Genomic DNA, 14,919 nt, shown 5'->3' on the forward strand with positions numbered 1-14,919 from the left:
TTGGGGCTTTGCTTCAGTTGTGTTCTTGGGGTCCAGCCAGCCGCCCGGGCCGGCCAAGTGGAACCATCCTCCGACACCATCGGAGTTCCCATTCTTGCACAAGAAAAGCCAAGGCCAAGTCCTACCACCTGAAAAAGATCGGCGCACAAGAAGACAATCGACCGAACCAAGGAGTGAACCAGGCCGCATAGGTTTTCTCGAAGGAGAACCCGCACAGCACCGCACACAGCGGGACGACAGATGAGACGACTGGGCCGATCGCATTCCGGCCGGCACCGGTCGCAGCAGATGGGTGACAGCCACCGGCACGAGAAGCGGATCTCGTTCTTCCCGGTGCCGCCATCCATTCTTTTCCCATTCCCAAAAAGTTTCCCAAAGGAAATATTCATCCACACCACCTGACTTCGTTCGCACCCTCTGATAGAGTCTGCCCCATGAGTGAGACTATTATTAGCGAAAATGATGGTATTGCCACACTGGTGAACGTCTTCGAGGTGGAGAAAGAGAAGCAGCAGCAGCTCGTTGACATTCTCAACGAGGGCGTCGAGAAGGTCATGAAGAACCGTCCCGGCTTCATCTCCGTGAACATTCTCGTGAGCAAGGACGGGACCCGGGTGATCAACTACGCGCAGTGGAACAGCCCGGAGGACATCCAGGCGACCATGGCTGACCCCGAGGCCCAGGCCTACGCCAAGAAGGCGGGCGCGCTGGCCACAGCGTCACCGTCCCTGTACTCGGTGGCCTCGGTCCACCACGCGTAGATCCCGTGCGGGGAATCCCGCTTCCCAGGCGGGCGAGGGCTCGGCCGAAGGTTCTCAGCCGCATCGGTCTCCGGGCCCGAGCCCGCCCCTGGTCCATGAGCGCGGCTCCGCCCCAGCCTGACCGTGAAACGCGCCGGAGGCGCGCGGTGCTCGCGGGGTTCACGCGTAATCCGACCAGCGGACTGAGGCGCGCTCAGAAACGGTCCCCCTCCCAGACACACGAAGCCACGAAGGACTTCCATGACCTCAGCCAAGGGTGCTGACATCGTCATCGTCGGTGCGGGGATCGGAGGGCTGACCGCCGCCCTCGCCCTACACAACCAAGGAATCAGGGCCACCGTCCTTGAAGCTGCTGAGGAGATCCGCCCCCTCGGCGTAGGGATCAACCTCCAGGCCGCGGCCGTCGCCGAGCTGACATCCCTCGGCCTCGGCGACGCGCTCGCCGCGACAGCCATCCCCACGAGGGAACACCTCTATCTCGACCAGGCCGGAAACACTCTCTGGAGCGAACCTCGCGGGGTGGCCGCCGGAAACCAACACCCGCAGTACTCGATTCACCGGGGCGAGCTCCAGACGATTCTGTTGGAGGCCGTCCGCGCACGGCTGGGGCCGGACTCGATCCATACCGGTTTGCGCTTCGAATCCTTCGAGCAGGCTCCGACCGGTGTCCGGGCCCTGGCGCGCAACCGGCGCTCTGGCACGACCATGGTCTTCCCGGGAGAGGCTCTGGTCGGTGCGGACGGACTGCACTCGCAGGTACGAGCGCAGCTCCACCCCGGCAAGACCGGTCTGTCCAGCGGCGGCGTCCATATGTGGCGCGGCCTGACAGAGCTGGACAGCTTCCTGGACGGGCGCACGATGATCGTCGCCAACGACGAGCGGTCCGCCCGGCTGGTCGCCTATCCGATCTCGGCCCGCCACGCTGCACGGAACCAGGTTCTCCTCAACTGGGTCTGTCTGGTGCCTGACCCGAACATCGCACTGGACGCCGACTGGGACCAAGCTGGAAAAATCGAGGAGCTGGCCCCCCACTACGAGCATTGGGACTTCGGCTGGATCGACGTCCCCGGTGTACTCGCCGGGAGCAAGCAGATCCTTCAGTACCCCATGGTCGACCGGGATCCTCTGGACAGTTGGGGAGAGGGGCGCTCGACACTGCTGGGAGACGCAGCCCACCTGATGTATCCGATCGGGGCCAACGGAGCCTCCCAGGCCATCATCGACGCGACCGTACTCGCCGCGGAGCTGAGCCGGGGAGAAAGCGTGGTCAGCGCCCTCCGAAGTTACGAGAGTCTCCGTCTTCCTGCGACCAATGCGATCGTGCGAGCCAACCGGGATATGGACAGCTCCGAGCGTTCCATAGCCGGGCGAACAGAGAAGGCGAAGACTTCCCTCCTGGCGGAGGTCACCGATCGCTACCGTGAGACCGTCGAGCGGAACCTTGCTTGAAGGTTGTTCCGCTGACGGCTCCGGAGCCGTGGTGATGTTGCTTCGGTTCGGTTGACACCTGTGGCCTGGGGTTTGCCGCTGGTGGGAGTGTGTGGTCGGGGCAGCAGGGGCGAGGCCCTCTTTGGAACCGAAGGGCCCTCGGGTTTGGGCCCGGACCAGGCCCCGGGCCCTTCTCCCGCACGGGTCCGCACGGAGTTCCCCCGCCCCACTGCCTCGGGTCTTCGGCCGGTTCCCTTCCTGGTTATGCGCGTAGCACCGGGCCGTGTCGCGGCCAGCCCTGCCTGCTGCGCCACAGCGGCAGCGAGGGAGGCCGAGGGTCGGATGGCTGCTCAACGGTGGCGGCCAGGTCAGCTAGGTGCAGGGCGGTCCCTGAGGGGCCAGCCGTGAAGCCCGCAGCGTCCGAAACCCGTCCGGCAGGGTGTCCGCTGCTTCCGACAACGGCCGAACCGCGGTGATCTTGCTGGTGTGTGCCGGGAGGGTTTCGACGGGAGCCGCCCGGCAGCGGGGCACAGGCCACGACCTGGCAACTGAAGCCTGCGGCCACCACTTCGCAGATGCTTCACAGGCCCCAGCCTGGCCCCGTGAGGGGCGTGATTCTCGCCGCCGCCTCGTCTCCCAAGAGACCACAGCGTGCCCGCAACGGATCCAGCGGGCAGGTACCTCTCGCTCCCAACCATCATTCGATGACGGCTGAGCCATCGTTCGAGCGTTCGCGGGCGTACTCGCACGTGCTCGGGCGTACTACTCGGCTGCGCGCCCGGAGTCCGCTTCGTCCGAGGTCACGGCACCGATCGGGCAACTGGCACCGGTGCCGCCGATCCCGCAGTAGCCGCCCGGGTTCTTGGCGTCGGACAGGTACTGCTGGTGGTAGTCCTCGGCGAAGTAGAAGACCCTGAGCGGGGCGATCTCGGTGGTGATCGGACCGTAGCCGGAACGGGTCAGGGCTGGTTGGAAGGCGTCCCGGGTGGCCTCCGCGGCCTCGCGCTGGGACTCGGAGTGGTAGTAGACCGCCGACCGGTACTGGGTGCCGACGTCGTTGCCCTGACGCATTCCCTGGGTCGGGTCGTGGCCCTCCCAGAACACCTTGAGGATCTCGGTGTAGGAGATCTTCGCCGGGTCGAAGACCACGCGCACCATCTCGGTGTGGCCGGTCAGGCCCGAGCACACCTCCTCGTAGGTGGGGTTGGGCGTGTAGCCGCCGGCGTAACCCACCGCGGTGGTGATGATCCCGCGCTCGGCGCCCAGCCTCCAGAAGGTGCGCTCGGCACCCCAGAAGCAGCCCATCGCCAGGTCGGCGATCTCGCTGCCCTTCGGGTAGGGCGGGGTGAGCGGGGTCCCCAGCACGGTGTGTCCGAAGGGCACCGGCATCTCGGTGCCGCGGCCGGGAAGGGCGCGTGCGGGGTCGACCATGGTCGTCTTTCTACCGAACATGGCCCCAGACTAACCGGCGCGTCCAGCAACCCCCGGAGCTGCGCACAGCCTGTGGAGAAACCGCCCGGGAGTCTTGTCCACAGGCGGAGAAAGAGGGAGGCAGGGGTAGGGATTCATCCTACTATTGCGGATGTGTTGGAATCCACCCGCGGCGTCGCCCTCGGAGCGACCGCCTTCCTCATGTGGGGCTTCACAGCCCTCTACTGGCCCTTCCTCTCCGCCTCCGAACCCACCGAGGTCCTCGCCCACCGCATGGTGTGGGCCCTGGCCGCAATGTGCGTCTTCCTGTTCGTGGCCCGACGCGGCTGGTCCTGGCTGCCCCAGGTCCTGCGCAACCCCCGGAAACTGCTCCCGGTCGCCGCGGCCACCGTGCTCATCTCGGTGAACTGGTGGGGGTTCATCTACGCGGTCTCCACCGTCCAGACCCTCCAGGCCTCACTGGCCTACTTCATCAACCCCCTCATGACGGTCTGCCTGGCGGTGGTGTTCTTCGCCGAGCGGCTGCGCGCCGCCCAGTGGGTGGCGGTCGGCTTCGGCGCGGTGGCGGTCGGGGTGATGACCGTCGCCTACGGCTCCACGCCCTGGCTCTCCCTACTGATGGCCTCCTCCTTCGCCGCCTACGGAGCGGTGAAGAAGTATGTGGACCTGGACGGCATGCAGAGCCTGACCGTCGAGACCCTGGTGATGTTCCTGCCCGCGCTGGGGTTCGTGGTCTACCTGGAGGCGACCGGGTCGGGCACCGCTCTCTCCGTCTCCCCTGCGCACACCGCCCTACTGGTGGGCGGGGGGTTCGTGACCGCGCTCCCGCTGCTGCTGTTCGGCCTGGCGGCGCGCCGGGTGCCGCTGAGCATCATCGGCATGCTGCAGTTCATCGCACCGACCATGATGTTCCTCATCGGCTGGCTGATCCAGAACGAGGAGATGCCGCTGAGCCGCTGGATCGGTTTCGTGTTCGTCTGGCTGGCCGTGTGCGTGTTCGCCTTCGACCAGATCCGGAACTCACGGGCCCGGGCCACGGCCGCACGAACCGCCGCCTCCTCTGCGGCGGCCGCCCCGAGCACGACAGAGGACGTCGACCGGGACGACCCCGTACGCCCCGAGTCCCCGGGCCCCGAGGCCACCAGCCCCGCCGACCCCCGGGCGTGACCCTCTCCGGCTTCCCGGCCTCGGCTATTCCAAACTACTCTCGGTGACACTGTGCTAACGTCAGGTCGTGGGCGTCGGGCTCTGCCCCGCCCCGACCTGGCAGCACGTCCCGGAGGGTCCCCTTGATACCTCGCACCAGCCGAACCGGCACGCTCCGTGCCGTCTCGGCCGCGTGCGCGGCGGCACCCTCCCTGCTCTGCCTTCCACTCCTGATCGGCGCGTTCCTCACCGTGCTGTGGCTGCTCTGCTCCGCAGCCCCGGCACAGGCCGACACCTCTCCCGCGCACCCGGACGCCGAGAACACCTCGGCGACCCGCGGAGCCCTCCCCGCCGAGGCCCTGACCTCGGGGAGGAGTCTCGGTCTGGACGAGGAGAAATCCCTGGAACAGGTCGTTCCGGAGAGGGTCGCCGCGCCGGTGAACACGACCCTGGGCACCGTGCACGAGAACCTGGGCAAGCACACGGCCGACACCGCCGCTGCCGCCGCCTCCCTGCCCGAGCCGGCCGTCACCGAGGTCCGGAGCGAGGTGCGCGAGGTCGTCACGGAGATCGGTCGCACCAGCGACACGGCGGTCGAACAGGGTCTGACCCACACGCTCCCGGCCACCGAGGCCAGGGCGTCCCGTTCCGCCCCCGCCGAACCCGCCGAGGACGGTGCGGAGCCGCGGCCGCGGGGGGACGAGGAGGCCGATCGGCCCGAAGCGGAGACCGGCCGGAACCCCGCCGTCCTCGATTCGGCAGCCGCCCCGCACCACATCCCCGCACCGGCCGGAGACCCGGCCGAGGCCGCCGGGACGGCGGAGCCCGACCACGGCGCAGCCGACCGCGCGCCCGAGCACCAGCGCGTCCAGCAGACCACCGGCTCACCCGCGCCCACCGCCAACGGACCGGCCAGCGCGCCCTCCGTCGCCGGTTACCTCACGAGCGCACCCCTTCCCGCACCCGCCGCCGACACGATGCGCCTGGCCGCGCACCGGCTGCACGCGGTGCCCGTCGACCCGGCCGACGACCCCACGGTCTCACCCGACTAGCGAACGGTCCCGCCCCGGCGCCTTCCATGCGCCCCGGACCGTTCCCAGCCAGCACTTCTCCTGGGAGCTGACCTGAGTCCCGTGCCGTCGTTCACGTGATTCACGTCAGCCGGTGGTCCGCCCCGGCTCCCCACGGCCGCCGCACGCGGCATTACGGCCATCTCGCACACCAGAGCTTCACCAGGGAAGGAAAACCATGACGCAGACCAAGCGTTTCTCCGCCCGAGTCGTACTCCTCGCCACGGGCACCGCGGGCTTCGTGGCCCTCGGCGCAGGGGTCGCCGGCGCCGAGGACATGAAGACCCCCATGCACGAGATCGCCCCCGTCGTCGAGCGGGCGCTCGTCGAGGGCGTGGCCCCGACCATGAACGAGCTGGCCCCCCAGGGCCTCACCCCGGTCGCCGGGAGCGCCCTGAGCGAACTCCAGGACACCGCGAACAACACCAAGCCCGCACCGGACCTGGGCGCCGTGCTGCCCGACTCCCCGCTGGCCGACGCCGCGGCCCGGACGCAGGACGCCACCGGCCTGGACGGCGACCCGCACGACACCGTCGGCCAGGCCGCGGGACGGGCCCTGGAGGCCTCCGCCGAGGACACCAGCGTCGCGTTGGAGGACACCGCCCGCGAGACCGGGACGTCCGTGGAGGACACCGCCACCGAGGTCCTGCCCCACACGGTGGTGGCGGTGACCGAGCTGCGCGACGAGATGCTCACCCTGCCCGACCTGGACGCCCCCCGGGTGCCCGAACTGTCCGAGGCGCCCTCGCTCCCCGAGGCCGGCGAGGTCACCGAACTGACCGGGGGCAACGCCCTGGTCCTGGACGAGCTCGGCCCGCTGGGCGGCCAGGGGGCCACCCTCCCCATGAGCCACTCCGAGGCCGCGGCGCCCACCGCTCCCAACATGTGGGACCTGGCCGCCGCCTTCGGCCTGGAGGCCCCGGACCAGATCCAGGACGTCGTGGAGTCCACGGAGCTGACCGAGGACAACTACGTGAACCTCGGCGAGGAGGAGGTCCTGGGCATGGTGGGCAACCGCGCCTGGGAGGACCGCGACCTGACCGTCCCGCAGAGCTCCGCCGGGGACACCGGCGCCCCGGAGGCCCCGGGTGTCCAGGACCTGACCGACGCCGTGGTCTCGGGTGTGTCCGAGCCCGGCGCCGCCGAGCCCGTGTCCCTGGACGGCCCCCTGTCCGAGGCCCAGCTGCCCCGGGTCGCCGAGGGCATCGACACCACGACCGCCGAGGACCTGGTGAACGGTCTCGGCCAGGGCGACCTGCTGGGCCAGGTGGACACCAGTGACCTGGTGTCCGTCGAGGGCGGCACCGCCGAGCAGGAGACCCCCGAGGGCATGGTCGAGCACCCCACCTTCATGGACCTGCCCGGTTCCGAGGCCCTCCCCGTGATCAGCTGACGCTCCCCGAGCCGACGGCGCCGCCCCGCGAACCGGGGCGGCGCCGTCGTCATGTCACTCTGCTTCCGTCATTCCCGGAGAGGACGGCGAACGTGCCGGTACGGCGGCTGAGGAGATCACCACGCAGCCGCCCCCGGGAACAGCAGCGCCCCGACCGCCCAGGCGGCCAGAAGGGCTCCCGTCACCGCGGCCAGGGCCCGCCGCCTTCCCCGCCCGCGGGGCCGCGCCAACCGCAGCCATCCCAGGCGCACCAGCTCGGCCGTCTGCGCACCGTCCGCGGTCAGCCCGCGGAGCAGTTCCGGAGAGCGGGGGCGCAGGTCCGGGTCCTTTTCCAGTGCGGCCTCGACCAGGGGCAACAGGTCCTCGGGAACCCCTGCCAGATCGGGTTCCTCCCAGAGCACCCGGCGTGCCACCTCCTGTGGAGCCCCCTCCCCGAAGGGTTCCCGCCCGGTCGCGGCGAAGGCCAACAGCACACCCCAGGCGAACACGTCCACCCCCGGCCCGGAACCGCCCCGCCGGTACCGTTCGGGTGCGGTCCGGCCGGGAGCCCCGGCCAGCCCTCCGGTCCGGGCAAGGACCGCTTCGTCCAAGGCACGGACGATCCCCGGGTCGAGCACCTTCGGCCCCGTCGGTGCGAGCTTGACGTTGTCCGGCCCGAGGTTCCGGTGCACCAGGCCCCGGGTGTGCAGGGCGCACAGGGCCTCCAGGGTTCCGGCGGCCACCGCGAGCAGCGCCTCACCGGTCAGCGGCCCGCTGCCCGCCACCCACTCGCCGAGGGTCGGTCCGGGAACGAGCTCCGTCGCCGTCCAGGGAGGGTCCGCTTCCGGGGCGGCGGTGACGAAACGCGGGATGTAGGGGCTGTCGACCCGCCGGACCAGATCGACCTCCTCCCGGAGCCGGGCCCGGAAGCCGGGGTCGGCGGTGCACCCGGGACGGAAAACCCTGATCGCGAAGAGTTGCGAGTCGTGTCCCAGAGCCGCGTAGACGGTGCCCAGCCCGCCCGCGCCCAGCCGCCCCACAAGCGTGTGGCCGCCCACCCGCACGGGATCGCCCGAGGTGAGCGGGGACAGTCCCAGATTGCGGCGGGCGGCCTGCGGGGGTGCGGGCATGGTGTCCGGCCTTCCGTCGGGGAGCGTAAGGACGTCACCCGTTGAGACGCCGCCTCCCCGGCCGCGGTTGCGGTTCCTCGGCCCGTACCGGAACCGTCGACGATCCGGTCCCGAACGCACCGCGGGCCCCGCCCGGAGGATTCCGGTCGGGGCCCGCGGCCACAGGTCCGCGGTGCCGGTCAGCCCGAGCGTTCCACCACGTAGTCGCACAGGGCCAGGAAGGCGTCCCGGGCCGGGATGTCCGGCAGGGTGACCAGCTCCGAGCGGGCCCTGTCGGCCCAGCCGCGCAGGGTGGCGTCGGCCTCGGCCATGGCGGGGTGCCGGCGCAGCAGTCCCAGGGCCTCCTCGGCCTCGGTGTCGTCGAGCGGACGGCCCAGCAGCGACTTCAGCCGCTCGTCGGCCGGGTCCTGCGAACGCATCGCGTAGAACATCGGCAGGGTGAGCACGCCCTCGCGCAGGTCCGTTCCGGGGACCTTGCCCGAGTCGGCGCTCTCGCTGGCCACGTCCAGGATGTCGTCGGCCAGCTGGAAGGCCATCCCCAGCGCGTCGCAGGCGCGGGTCAGGGTGCTCACCGTCTCGGGGTCGACCTTGCCGAACATGCCGCCGAACTCCGCGGAGGCGGCGATCAGCGAGGCCGTCTTGTCGTCGATGACGTTCAGGTAGTGGTCGAGCGGGTCGATCCCGTCGCGCGGTCCGGAGGTCTCCAGGATCTGGCCCTGGACCAGGCGGGCGAAGGTCTCGGCCTGGAGCCGGACCGCCTCGGTGCCCAGGTCGGCCAGCATCGTGGAGGCCTTGGCGAACACGTAGTCGCCGGTGAGGATCGCGATGGTGTTGCCCCAGCGCTGGTTGGCGCTGGCCCTGCCGCGGCGCAGCTCCGCCTCGTCCATGACGTCGTCGTGGTAGAGCGTCGCCACGTGGGTCAGTTCGACCACGGCGGCGGCCGGGATGAGGTCGGGGACCCGGGGGTCGCCGAAGTGGGCCGCGAGCAGCACCAGCATGGCGCGGAAGCGCTTGCCTCCCGCGGCCAGCAGGTGGGAGGCGGCCTCGGTCAGCATGGGGTCGCTGGACCGGACCGATTCCCTCAGCAGGTCCTCGACCTTCTCCAGGTCGTCCTTGACCTCCCGGGCGAGGCTCGGGTCAACTCTCGGCAGAGCGAGAAAACCGCTCGGGACAGCACCGCTCACCGTAAAGCTCCACCTGTTGAACGGGCGTGTGACGGCCCCCTCGGGAGGGGGCCGTCACACGCTCAGCACATGAACATGATCCGACTTGCCACGGTATCCGACCCGGAATGATCGTCCAAAGCCACACCCGGGTAGGCGGTCACTCCTCGCCCGGAACCGCTGTGACCTGGTCAACCATTACCGCGGCGGGCTCCTGGCCCGGCTCGGAGGACGGCAGGAGGTTGTCCAGTACCGGCCCCGGGAAGATTCCGAGCGCCAGGGTGGCCGCGACACCCACGGTGATCACACCGCCGGTGAGCAGACCGGCCCGGGCCACCGTGGGGCCTTCACCCTCGGAATCCCGGAAGAACATCACAACGATGATGCGAACGTAGAAGAACGCGGTGACGGCGCTGCTGAGGACGCCGACGACGACCAGCGGGGCCGCCCCGGCCGCGACGGCCGCCTCGAAGACCGCGAACTTGCCGATGAACCCGCTCGTGAGCGGGATGCCGGCGAAGGCCAGCAGGAACAGCGACAGCGCCAGGGCCAGGGCCGGGGAACGCCGCCCCAGACCCGCCCACCGGTCGATGTCACCGAGCTCCTGGCCGCCGTCCCGGGTCCGCACCAGGGTGACGACGGCGAACGCGCCCAGCGTGGTGAACCCGTAGGCGGCCAGGTAGAACATGGCGCCCGCGAGCCCGTCGACGCTGCCCGCGACCACGGCGGTGAGGATGAACCCGGCGTGCACCACCGAGGAGTAGGCCAGCAGCCGCTTGATGTCCCGCTGGGTGACGGCGACGAGCGCGGCGACGACCATCGTCAGGACGGCCACCGTCCACAGCATCGGCTCCCAGATCTGCGCCGAGGTGCCGAACGGGACGAAGAACACCCGCAGCAGGGCACCGAAGGCGGCCACCAGCGTGCAGGAGGCCATCAGCGCGGTGATCGGGGTCGGAGCGCCCTGGTAGACGTCCGGCTTCCAGTTGTGGAAGGGCACGGCGCCGACCTTGAACAGCAGGCCGACCGCGACCAGGCCCACACCCATGAGCAGCAGCGGCTCACCGTTGCCGTCGGCGAAGATCTCCGCCCCGCCCGACTCCACGGCCAGGCGGATCACACCGAAGTTCACCGAGCCCGCGTAACCGTAGACCATGGCGATCCCGAACAGGAAGAACGCCGAGGAGAACGCGCCCAGCAGGAAGTACTTGACCGCGGCCTCCTGCGAGAACAGGCGACGACGGCGGGCCAGGCCGCACAGCAGGTACAGCGGGAGGCTCATCACCTCCAGGGCGATGAACATGACGAGGAAGTCGTTCGAGGCCGGGAACATCAGCATGCCCAGCACGGCGAACAGCACCAGCGGGTAGACCTCGGTGTGCTGGGAGCCCGCGAGGATGTGCGTGCGCTCCTCCTCGCTGCCCGGGACGGTGGCGGCCTGGGCCGAGAACGCGTCCCGACCGTCCCGCCGCTCGGCGATCAGCATGAGGCTGACCAGAGCCAGAACGGTGACGGTGCCCTGGAAGAAGAGCACGGTGCGGTCCACCGCCAGCACACCGTTGGCGACGGTCGTACCGTCCCCGACCGCCTCCACCTGGAGGATCAGCAGGACGAACGTGACCAGCAGGGCGAGCGCCGCGAGGGCGATCTGTACGGTGCGGCGGGAGTCCTTGGGCCAGAAGGCCTCGAACAGGACCGCCAGCACACCGGCGCCGAACAGCACCAGGAACGGGGCGAGCAGCCACCAGTCCAGGGCAGGCGGCGCCTCCGTGACTCCGTGGAGCGCCGGGGGCGCCCCGTCCGCAAGGTTGAGGGGGATCACTCCTCGTCTCCTTCCGCGTCGCCGTCCGTGACCGCCACTGCGGTGTCGGCCTCGGCCTCCACGGTGCGTTCGACGGCGGGGTTGATCACGTTGAGCATGGGCTGCGGGTAGACGCCGAACGCGATGATCAGGGCGACCAGCGGGGCGACCGCCCACATCTCACGCCCGGACAGGTCCGGCAGCCCGGACAGCCCCTCCGGGGTGGGGCCGGTCATCGTGCGCTGGTACATCCACAGGATGTAGAGCGCCGCGAGGACCACACCGGCCGTGGCGATGACCGCCGGGACCGGGTTGAAGGCGTACACGCCGACGAACACCAGGAACTCGCTGACGAAGGGGGCCAGGCCCGGCAGCGCCAGACCGGCGAGCCCCGTGACCAGGAAGACCCCGGCGAGTTTGGGCGCGACCTTCTGGACGCCCCCGTAGTCCTCGATCCTGGAGCTGCCCCGGCGGGCGATGAGGAAGCCCACCACCAGGAAGAGCGCGCCGGTGGCGAACCCGTGGTTGACCATGTACAGGGCGGCTCCGGCCTGCGCCTGCTGGGTCAGGGCGAAGATTCCCAGGGTGATGAAGCCGAAGTGGGACACCGAGGTGTAGGCGACCAGGCGCATCATGTCGCTCTGCCCGATCGCGAGGATCGCACCGTAGACGATGCTGACCAGGCTCAGCCCCACCACCGGCCACACGAACCAGGACACGGCGGCCGGGAACATCTCCAGGCAGTACCGGAGCATGCCGTAGGTGCCGACCTTGTCCAGCACACCGACCAGCAGTACCGCCGTGCCGGGGCTGGAGGACCCGGCCGCGGTGGGCAGCCAGGTGTGCACCGGCCACATCGGAGCCTTGATCGCGAAGGCGATGAAGAACCCGAGGAAGAGCCAGCGCGCCGTGGCCGGGTCGACGGCCGCGAGGGCGCCGCCCGGGTCGGTGAGCTCGGTCCACAGGAACGTGCCGCCGACGACGTACACGCCGATCACCGCGACCAGCATGATGAGGCCGCCGGCGAGGCTGTACAGCAGGAACTTCATCGCGGCCCTGGCGCTGTCGGCGCCGCGCCCGTACCGCCCGATCATGAAGTAGACCGGGATGAGCATGGCCTCGAAGAACACGTAGAACAGGAAGACGTCGGTGGCGGCGAAGACACCGATCATCATCGCTTCCAGGGCGAGGACGAGAGCGAAGTAGCCGCGTCCGCCGTCCTCGCGGTCGGAGTGCTCGTTCCAGGCCGCCAGCACCACCAGCGGCACCAGGACCACGGACATGAGGACCAGCACCAGGGAGATGCCGTCGACGCCGACCGCGAAGTGGACCCCGAAGTAGGGGATCCACGGGTAGACCTCCTCGAACTGGAGGCCGCCCGCCCCCGAGGTGTCGAAGTTCAGGGCCATGGCCGCGACCAGGAGCAGGGTCGCGACCGAGAAGCCGAGCGCCAGGCGTTTGGCGGTCTCGGCCGGGGCCGCCGCGCCGCCGGTGGCGGCGGGGCGGGACCTGGTGGCCGTGGCGGTGCCCGAACCGGCGTCGGCGCGGGCCGAGGCGCCGGCCTGGGCCGCGGTGTCCGCGGACGCCGGGGCCTTGACGCGCGGCAGCGCCCAGATGACGGCAGCGCCGACCGCGGGAAGCGCGATCGCGAGAGTGAGCCAGGGGATCATTTAGAACCTCACAACCAGCGTCGCGGCGACGATGACGGCGCCGAGGAGCATGGTGAGCGCGTAGGTGCGGGCGAACCCGGTCTGTGTCCTGCCGAGCCCGGTGGAGGAGTCGCGGACCCCGGCACCGATCCCGTTGACCGCGCCGTCGACGACCTTGTCCTCGATGACGACCAGCGCCTTGGTGAGCACCTGGCCGGGCCGCATGAACAGGCCTTCGTTGATCTCGTTGCCGTACAGCTCGTTGCGGGCCGTGTCGGTGACGAGGTTGCCGTCGGGCGCGGTGCGTGCCACCGGCTTGCGCAGGTACGCGAACCAGGCGAGCGCCACGCCGAGGACCAGCACGGCCAGGGCGGCCAGGCCGTAGGGGGCGGTGAGGGCGTGCCCCACGGTGAAGTGGTGCGGTTCGGCGCCGACCGCCGGGGCGAGGAAGCCCGCGAACCGGTCGCCGAGCACCAGGAAGGCGCCGAGGAAGACCGATCCGATCGAGATGACCACCATGGGGGCGGTCATGCTCACCGGGGACTCGTGCGGGTGCACGCCCTCGTCCCAGCGCTTCCTGCCGAGGAAGGTCATGAAGACCATCCGGGACATGTAGAAGGCGGTGAGCGCGGCTCCGAGGATGACGGCGGTGCCGAAGACCATCCCGGCCGTGCCGCCGATGCCGAAGGTCGCGGAGATGATGCTCTCCTTGGTCCACCAGCCGGACAGGAACGGGACGCCGATGATGGCGAGGTAGCCGAGGCCGAAGGTGGCGAAGGTGATCGGCATCTTCGACGCCAGCCCGCCGTACCCGCGCATGTCGACACCGTCGTTCATACCGTGCATGACCGAGCCGGCGCCGAGGAACAGCCCGGCCTTGAAGAAGCCGTGCGTGACCAGGTGGGCGATGGCGGCGACGTAGCCGACCGGGCCGAGCCCGGCGGCCAGCACCATCATTCCGATCTGGCTCATCGTGGATCCGGCCAGGGACTTCTTGATGTCGTCCTTGGCGGAGGCGATGATCCCGCCCGCCAGCATGGTGGCGGCGCCGACCGTCATGACGGCGGTCTGGGCCACGGGGGCGCCCTCGAAGATCGGTCCGGCGCGCACGATCAGGTACACACCGGCGGTGACCATGGTGGCGGCGTGGATGAGCGCCGACACCGGGGTCGGGCCCTCCATCGCGTCGAGCAGCCACGCCTGGAGCGGGAGCTGCGCGGACTTGCCGCAGGCGCCCAGGAGCAGGAGGAGCCCGATCGCGAGGAGGACGCCGTCACCGGCGCCCGGCACCGCGGCGAAGACGTCGCTGAAGCTCACCGCGCCGAGCACGGTGAACATGATCATGATCGCCACGAGCAGGCCGATGTCACCGACCCGGTTGATCAGGAACGCCTTCTTGGCCGCGGTGGCCGCCGCGGGCTTGTACTGCCAGAACCCGATGAGCAGGTAGGACGCGAGTCCCACACCCTCCCAGCCGAGGAACAGCAGGACGAAGTTGTCCGCGAGCACCAGCACGAGCATGGCCGCGACGAACAGGTTCAGGTAGGCGAAGAAGCGCCGCCTGCCGGGGTCCTCGGCCATGTAGCCGAGCGAGTAGACGTGGATGAGCGAACCCACGAAGGTGATCAGCAGGACGAAGCTGATCGAGAGCGGATCCACCAGGAGGTTGATCCGGGCGGAGAAGTCGCCTGCCGCGAACCACTCGTAGACGGGGACGGAGACGCTGCGCTCGGCCGCGTCCCGGCCGAGGAGCTCGAACAGGGCCAGGACGGCCCAGACGAAGGAGCCGACCGGCAGGGCGGTGGCCAGCAGCGGCCCCCACCCGTTGGTGCGCCGCCCGCCGAGCAGCAGGATCGCCGCGCCCGCGAGCGGCAGGGCGATCAGCAGCCAGGCGTTCGACAGCACCGCGCTGTCGGCCGCGGTCGCCACCGCGGGTTCGGCGGCGAGGTATGCGTGATGTCGTGTCAC

General features: G+C 70.1%; 11 protein-coding genes. 5 read left to right on the forward strand and 6 right to left on the reverse strand.

The features are described from left to right. The first annotated feature begins 434 nt into the window (after positions 1-434). Both IE195_RS01045 and IE195_RS01050 read left to right on the forward strand, forming a co-directional pair. A complete protein-coding gene (locus IE195_RS01045) occupies positions 435-761 on the forward strand; it encodes an antibiotic biosynthesis monooxygenase family protein (RefSeq protein WP_191266892.1) in 327 nt (108 codons plus the stop codon). 240 nt (positions 762-1,001) lie between these two features. Further along, complete coding sequence (locus tag IE195_RS01050) at positions 1,002-2,210, forward strand: flavin-dependent oxidoreductase (protein ID WP_191266894.1); 1,209 nt, start codon at positions 1,002-1,004, stop codon at positions 2,208-2,210. A 741-nt stretch (positions 2,211-2,951) separates the two neighbouring features. On the opposite strand, the gene msrA is transcribed toward IE195_RS01050, so the two are convergent. Next, positions 2,952-3,641: a peptide-methionine (S)-S-oxide reductase MsrA gene (msrA, locus tag IE195_RS01055; RefSeq protein WP_191266896.1), complete on the reverse strand. Its 690-nt coding sequence runs from the start codon at positions 3,639-3,641 to the stop codon at positions 2,952-2,954. Between the two features lie 132 nt (positions 3,642-3,773). Between msrA and rarD the strand changes: the two genes are divergently transcribed. The 3 genes from rarD (at position 3,774) to IE195_RS01070 (ending at position 7,229) form a co-directional block, all read left to right on the forward strand. After that, a complete protein-coding gene (gene rarD, locus IE195_RS01060; protein WP_191266900.1) occupies positions 3,774-4,787 on the forward strand; it encodes an EamA family transporter RarD in 1,014 nt (337 codons plus the stop codon). A gap of 122 nt (positions 4,788-4,909) precedes the next feature. Next, positions 4,910-5,818: a hypothetical protein gene (locus tag IE195_RS01065; protein ID WP_191266902.1), complete on the forward strand. Its 909-nt coding sequence runs from the start codon at positions 4,910-4,912 to the stop codon at positions 5,816-5,818. 196 nt (positions 5,819-6,014) lie between these two features. Further along, positions 6,015-7,229, forward strand: a complete 1,215-nt coding sequence (locus IE195_RS01070) for a hypothetical protein (protein WP_191266904.1) — start codon at positions 6,015-6,017, stop codon at positions 7,227-7,229. 116 nt (positions 7,230-7,345) lie between these two features. Here IE195_RS01070 and IE195_RS01075 read toward each other — a convergent pair whose 3' ends face one another. The 5 genes from IE195_RS01075 to nuoL all read right to left on the reverse strand — a co-directional run bounded on the left by IE195_RS01075 (position 7,346) and on the right by nuoL (position 14,919). Beyond that, the gene (locus IE195_RS01075) at positions 7,346-8,338 is read right to left on the reverse strand and encodes a serine/threonine-protein kinase (protein ID WP_191266906.1); all 993 of its coding nucleotides are present in this window, start codon (positions 8,336-8,338) and stop codon (positions 7,346-7,348) included. Between the two features lie 179 nt (positions 8,339-8,517). Further along, positions 8,518-9,522, reverse strand: coding sequence for a polyprenyl synthetase family protein (locus IE195_RS01080; RefSeq protein WP_191266908.1), 1,005 nt, complete (start codon positions 9,520-9,522; stop codon positions 8,518-8,520). 139 nt (positions 9,523-9,661) lie between these two features. Further along, on the reverse strand, positions 9,662-11,323 hold the full coding sequence (gene nuoN / locus IE195_RS01085) for an NADH-quinone oxidoreductase subunit NuoN (RefSeq protein ID WP_191266910.1): 1,662 nt from the start codon (positions 11,321-11,323) through the stop codon (positions 9,662-9,664). Then, positions 11,320-12,972: an NADH-quinone oxidoreductase subunit M gene (locus IE195_RS01090; protein ID WP_191266912.1), complete on the reverse strand. Its 1,653-nt coding sequence runs from the start codon at positions 12,970-12,972 to the stop codon at positions 11,320-11,322. The genes nuoN and IE195_RS01090 overlap by 4 nt, the downstream gene beginning before the upstream one ends. Next, positions 12,973-14,919, reverse strand: coding sequence for an NADH-quinone oxidoreductase subunit L (gene nuoL / locus IE195_RS01095; RefSeq protein WP_191268027.1), 1,947 nt, complete (start codon positions 14,917-14,919; stop codon positions 12,973-12,975). It abuts the gene before it with no gap.

This window comes from Nocardiopsis terrae (genome assembly GCF_014651695.1).
Taxonomy (GTDB): Bacteria; Actinomycetota; Actinomycetes; order Streptosporangiales; family Streptosporangiaceae; genus Nocardiopsis; species Nocardiopsis terrae.

Coding starts and splice junctions, on each gene's coding strand:
- IE195_RS01045 (WP_191266892.1), top strand. CDS start 435: ATGAGTGAGACTATTATTAGCGAAAATGATGGTATTGCCACACTGGTG.
- IE195_RS01090 (WP_191266912.1), bottom strand. CDS start 12,972: ATGATCCCCTGGCTCACTCTCGCGATCGCGCTTCCCGCGGTCGGCGCT.
- msrA (WP_191266896.1), bottom strand. CDS start 3,641: ATGTTCGGTAGAAAGACGACCATGGTCGACCCCGCACGCGCCCTTCCC.
- IE195_RS01075 (WP_191266906.1), bottom strand. CDS start 8,338: ATGCCCGCACCCCCGCAGGCCGCCCGCCGCAATCTGGGACTGTCCCCG.
- IE195_RS01050 (WP_191266894.1), top strand. CDS start 1,002: ATGACCTCAGCCAAGGGTGCTGACATCGTCATCGTCGGTGCGGGGATC.
- IE195_RS01070 (WP_191266904.1), top strand. CDS start 6,015: ATGACGCAGACCAAGCGTTTCTCCGCCCGAGTCGTACTCCTCGCCACG.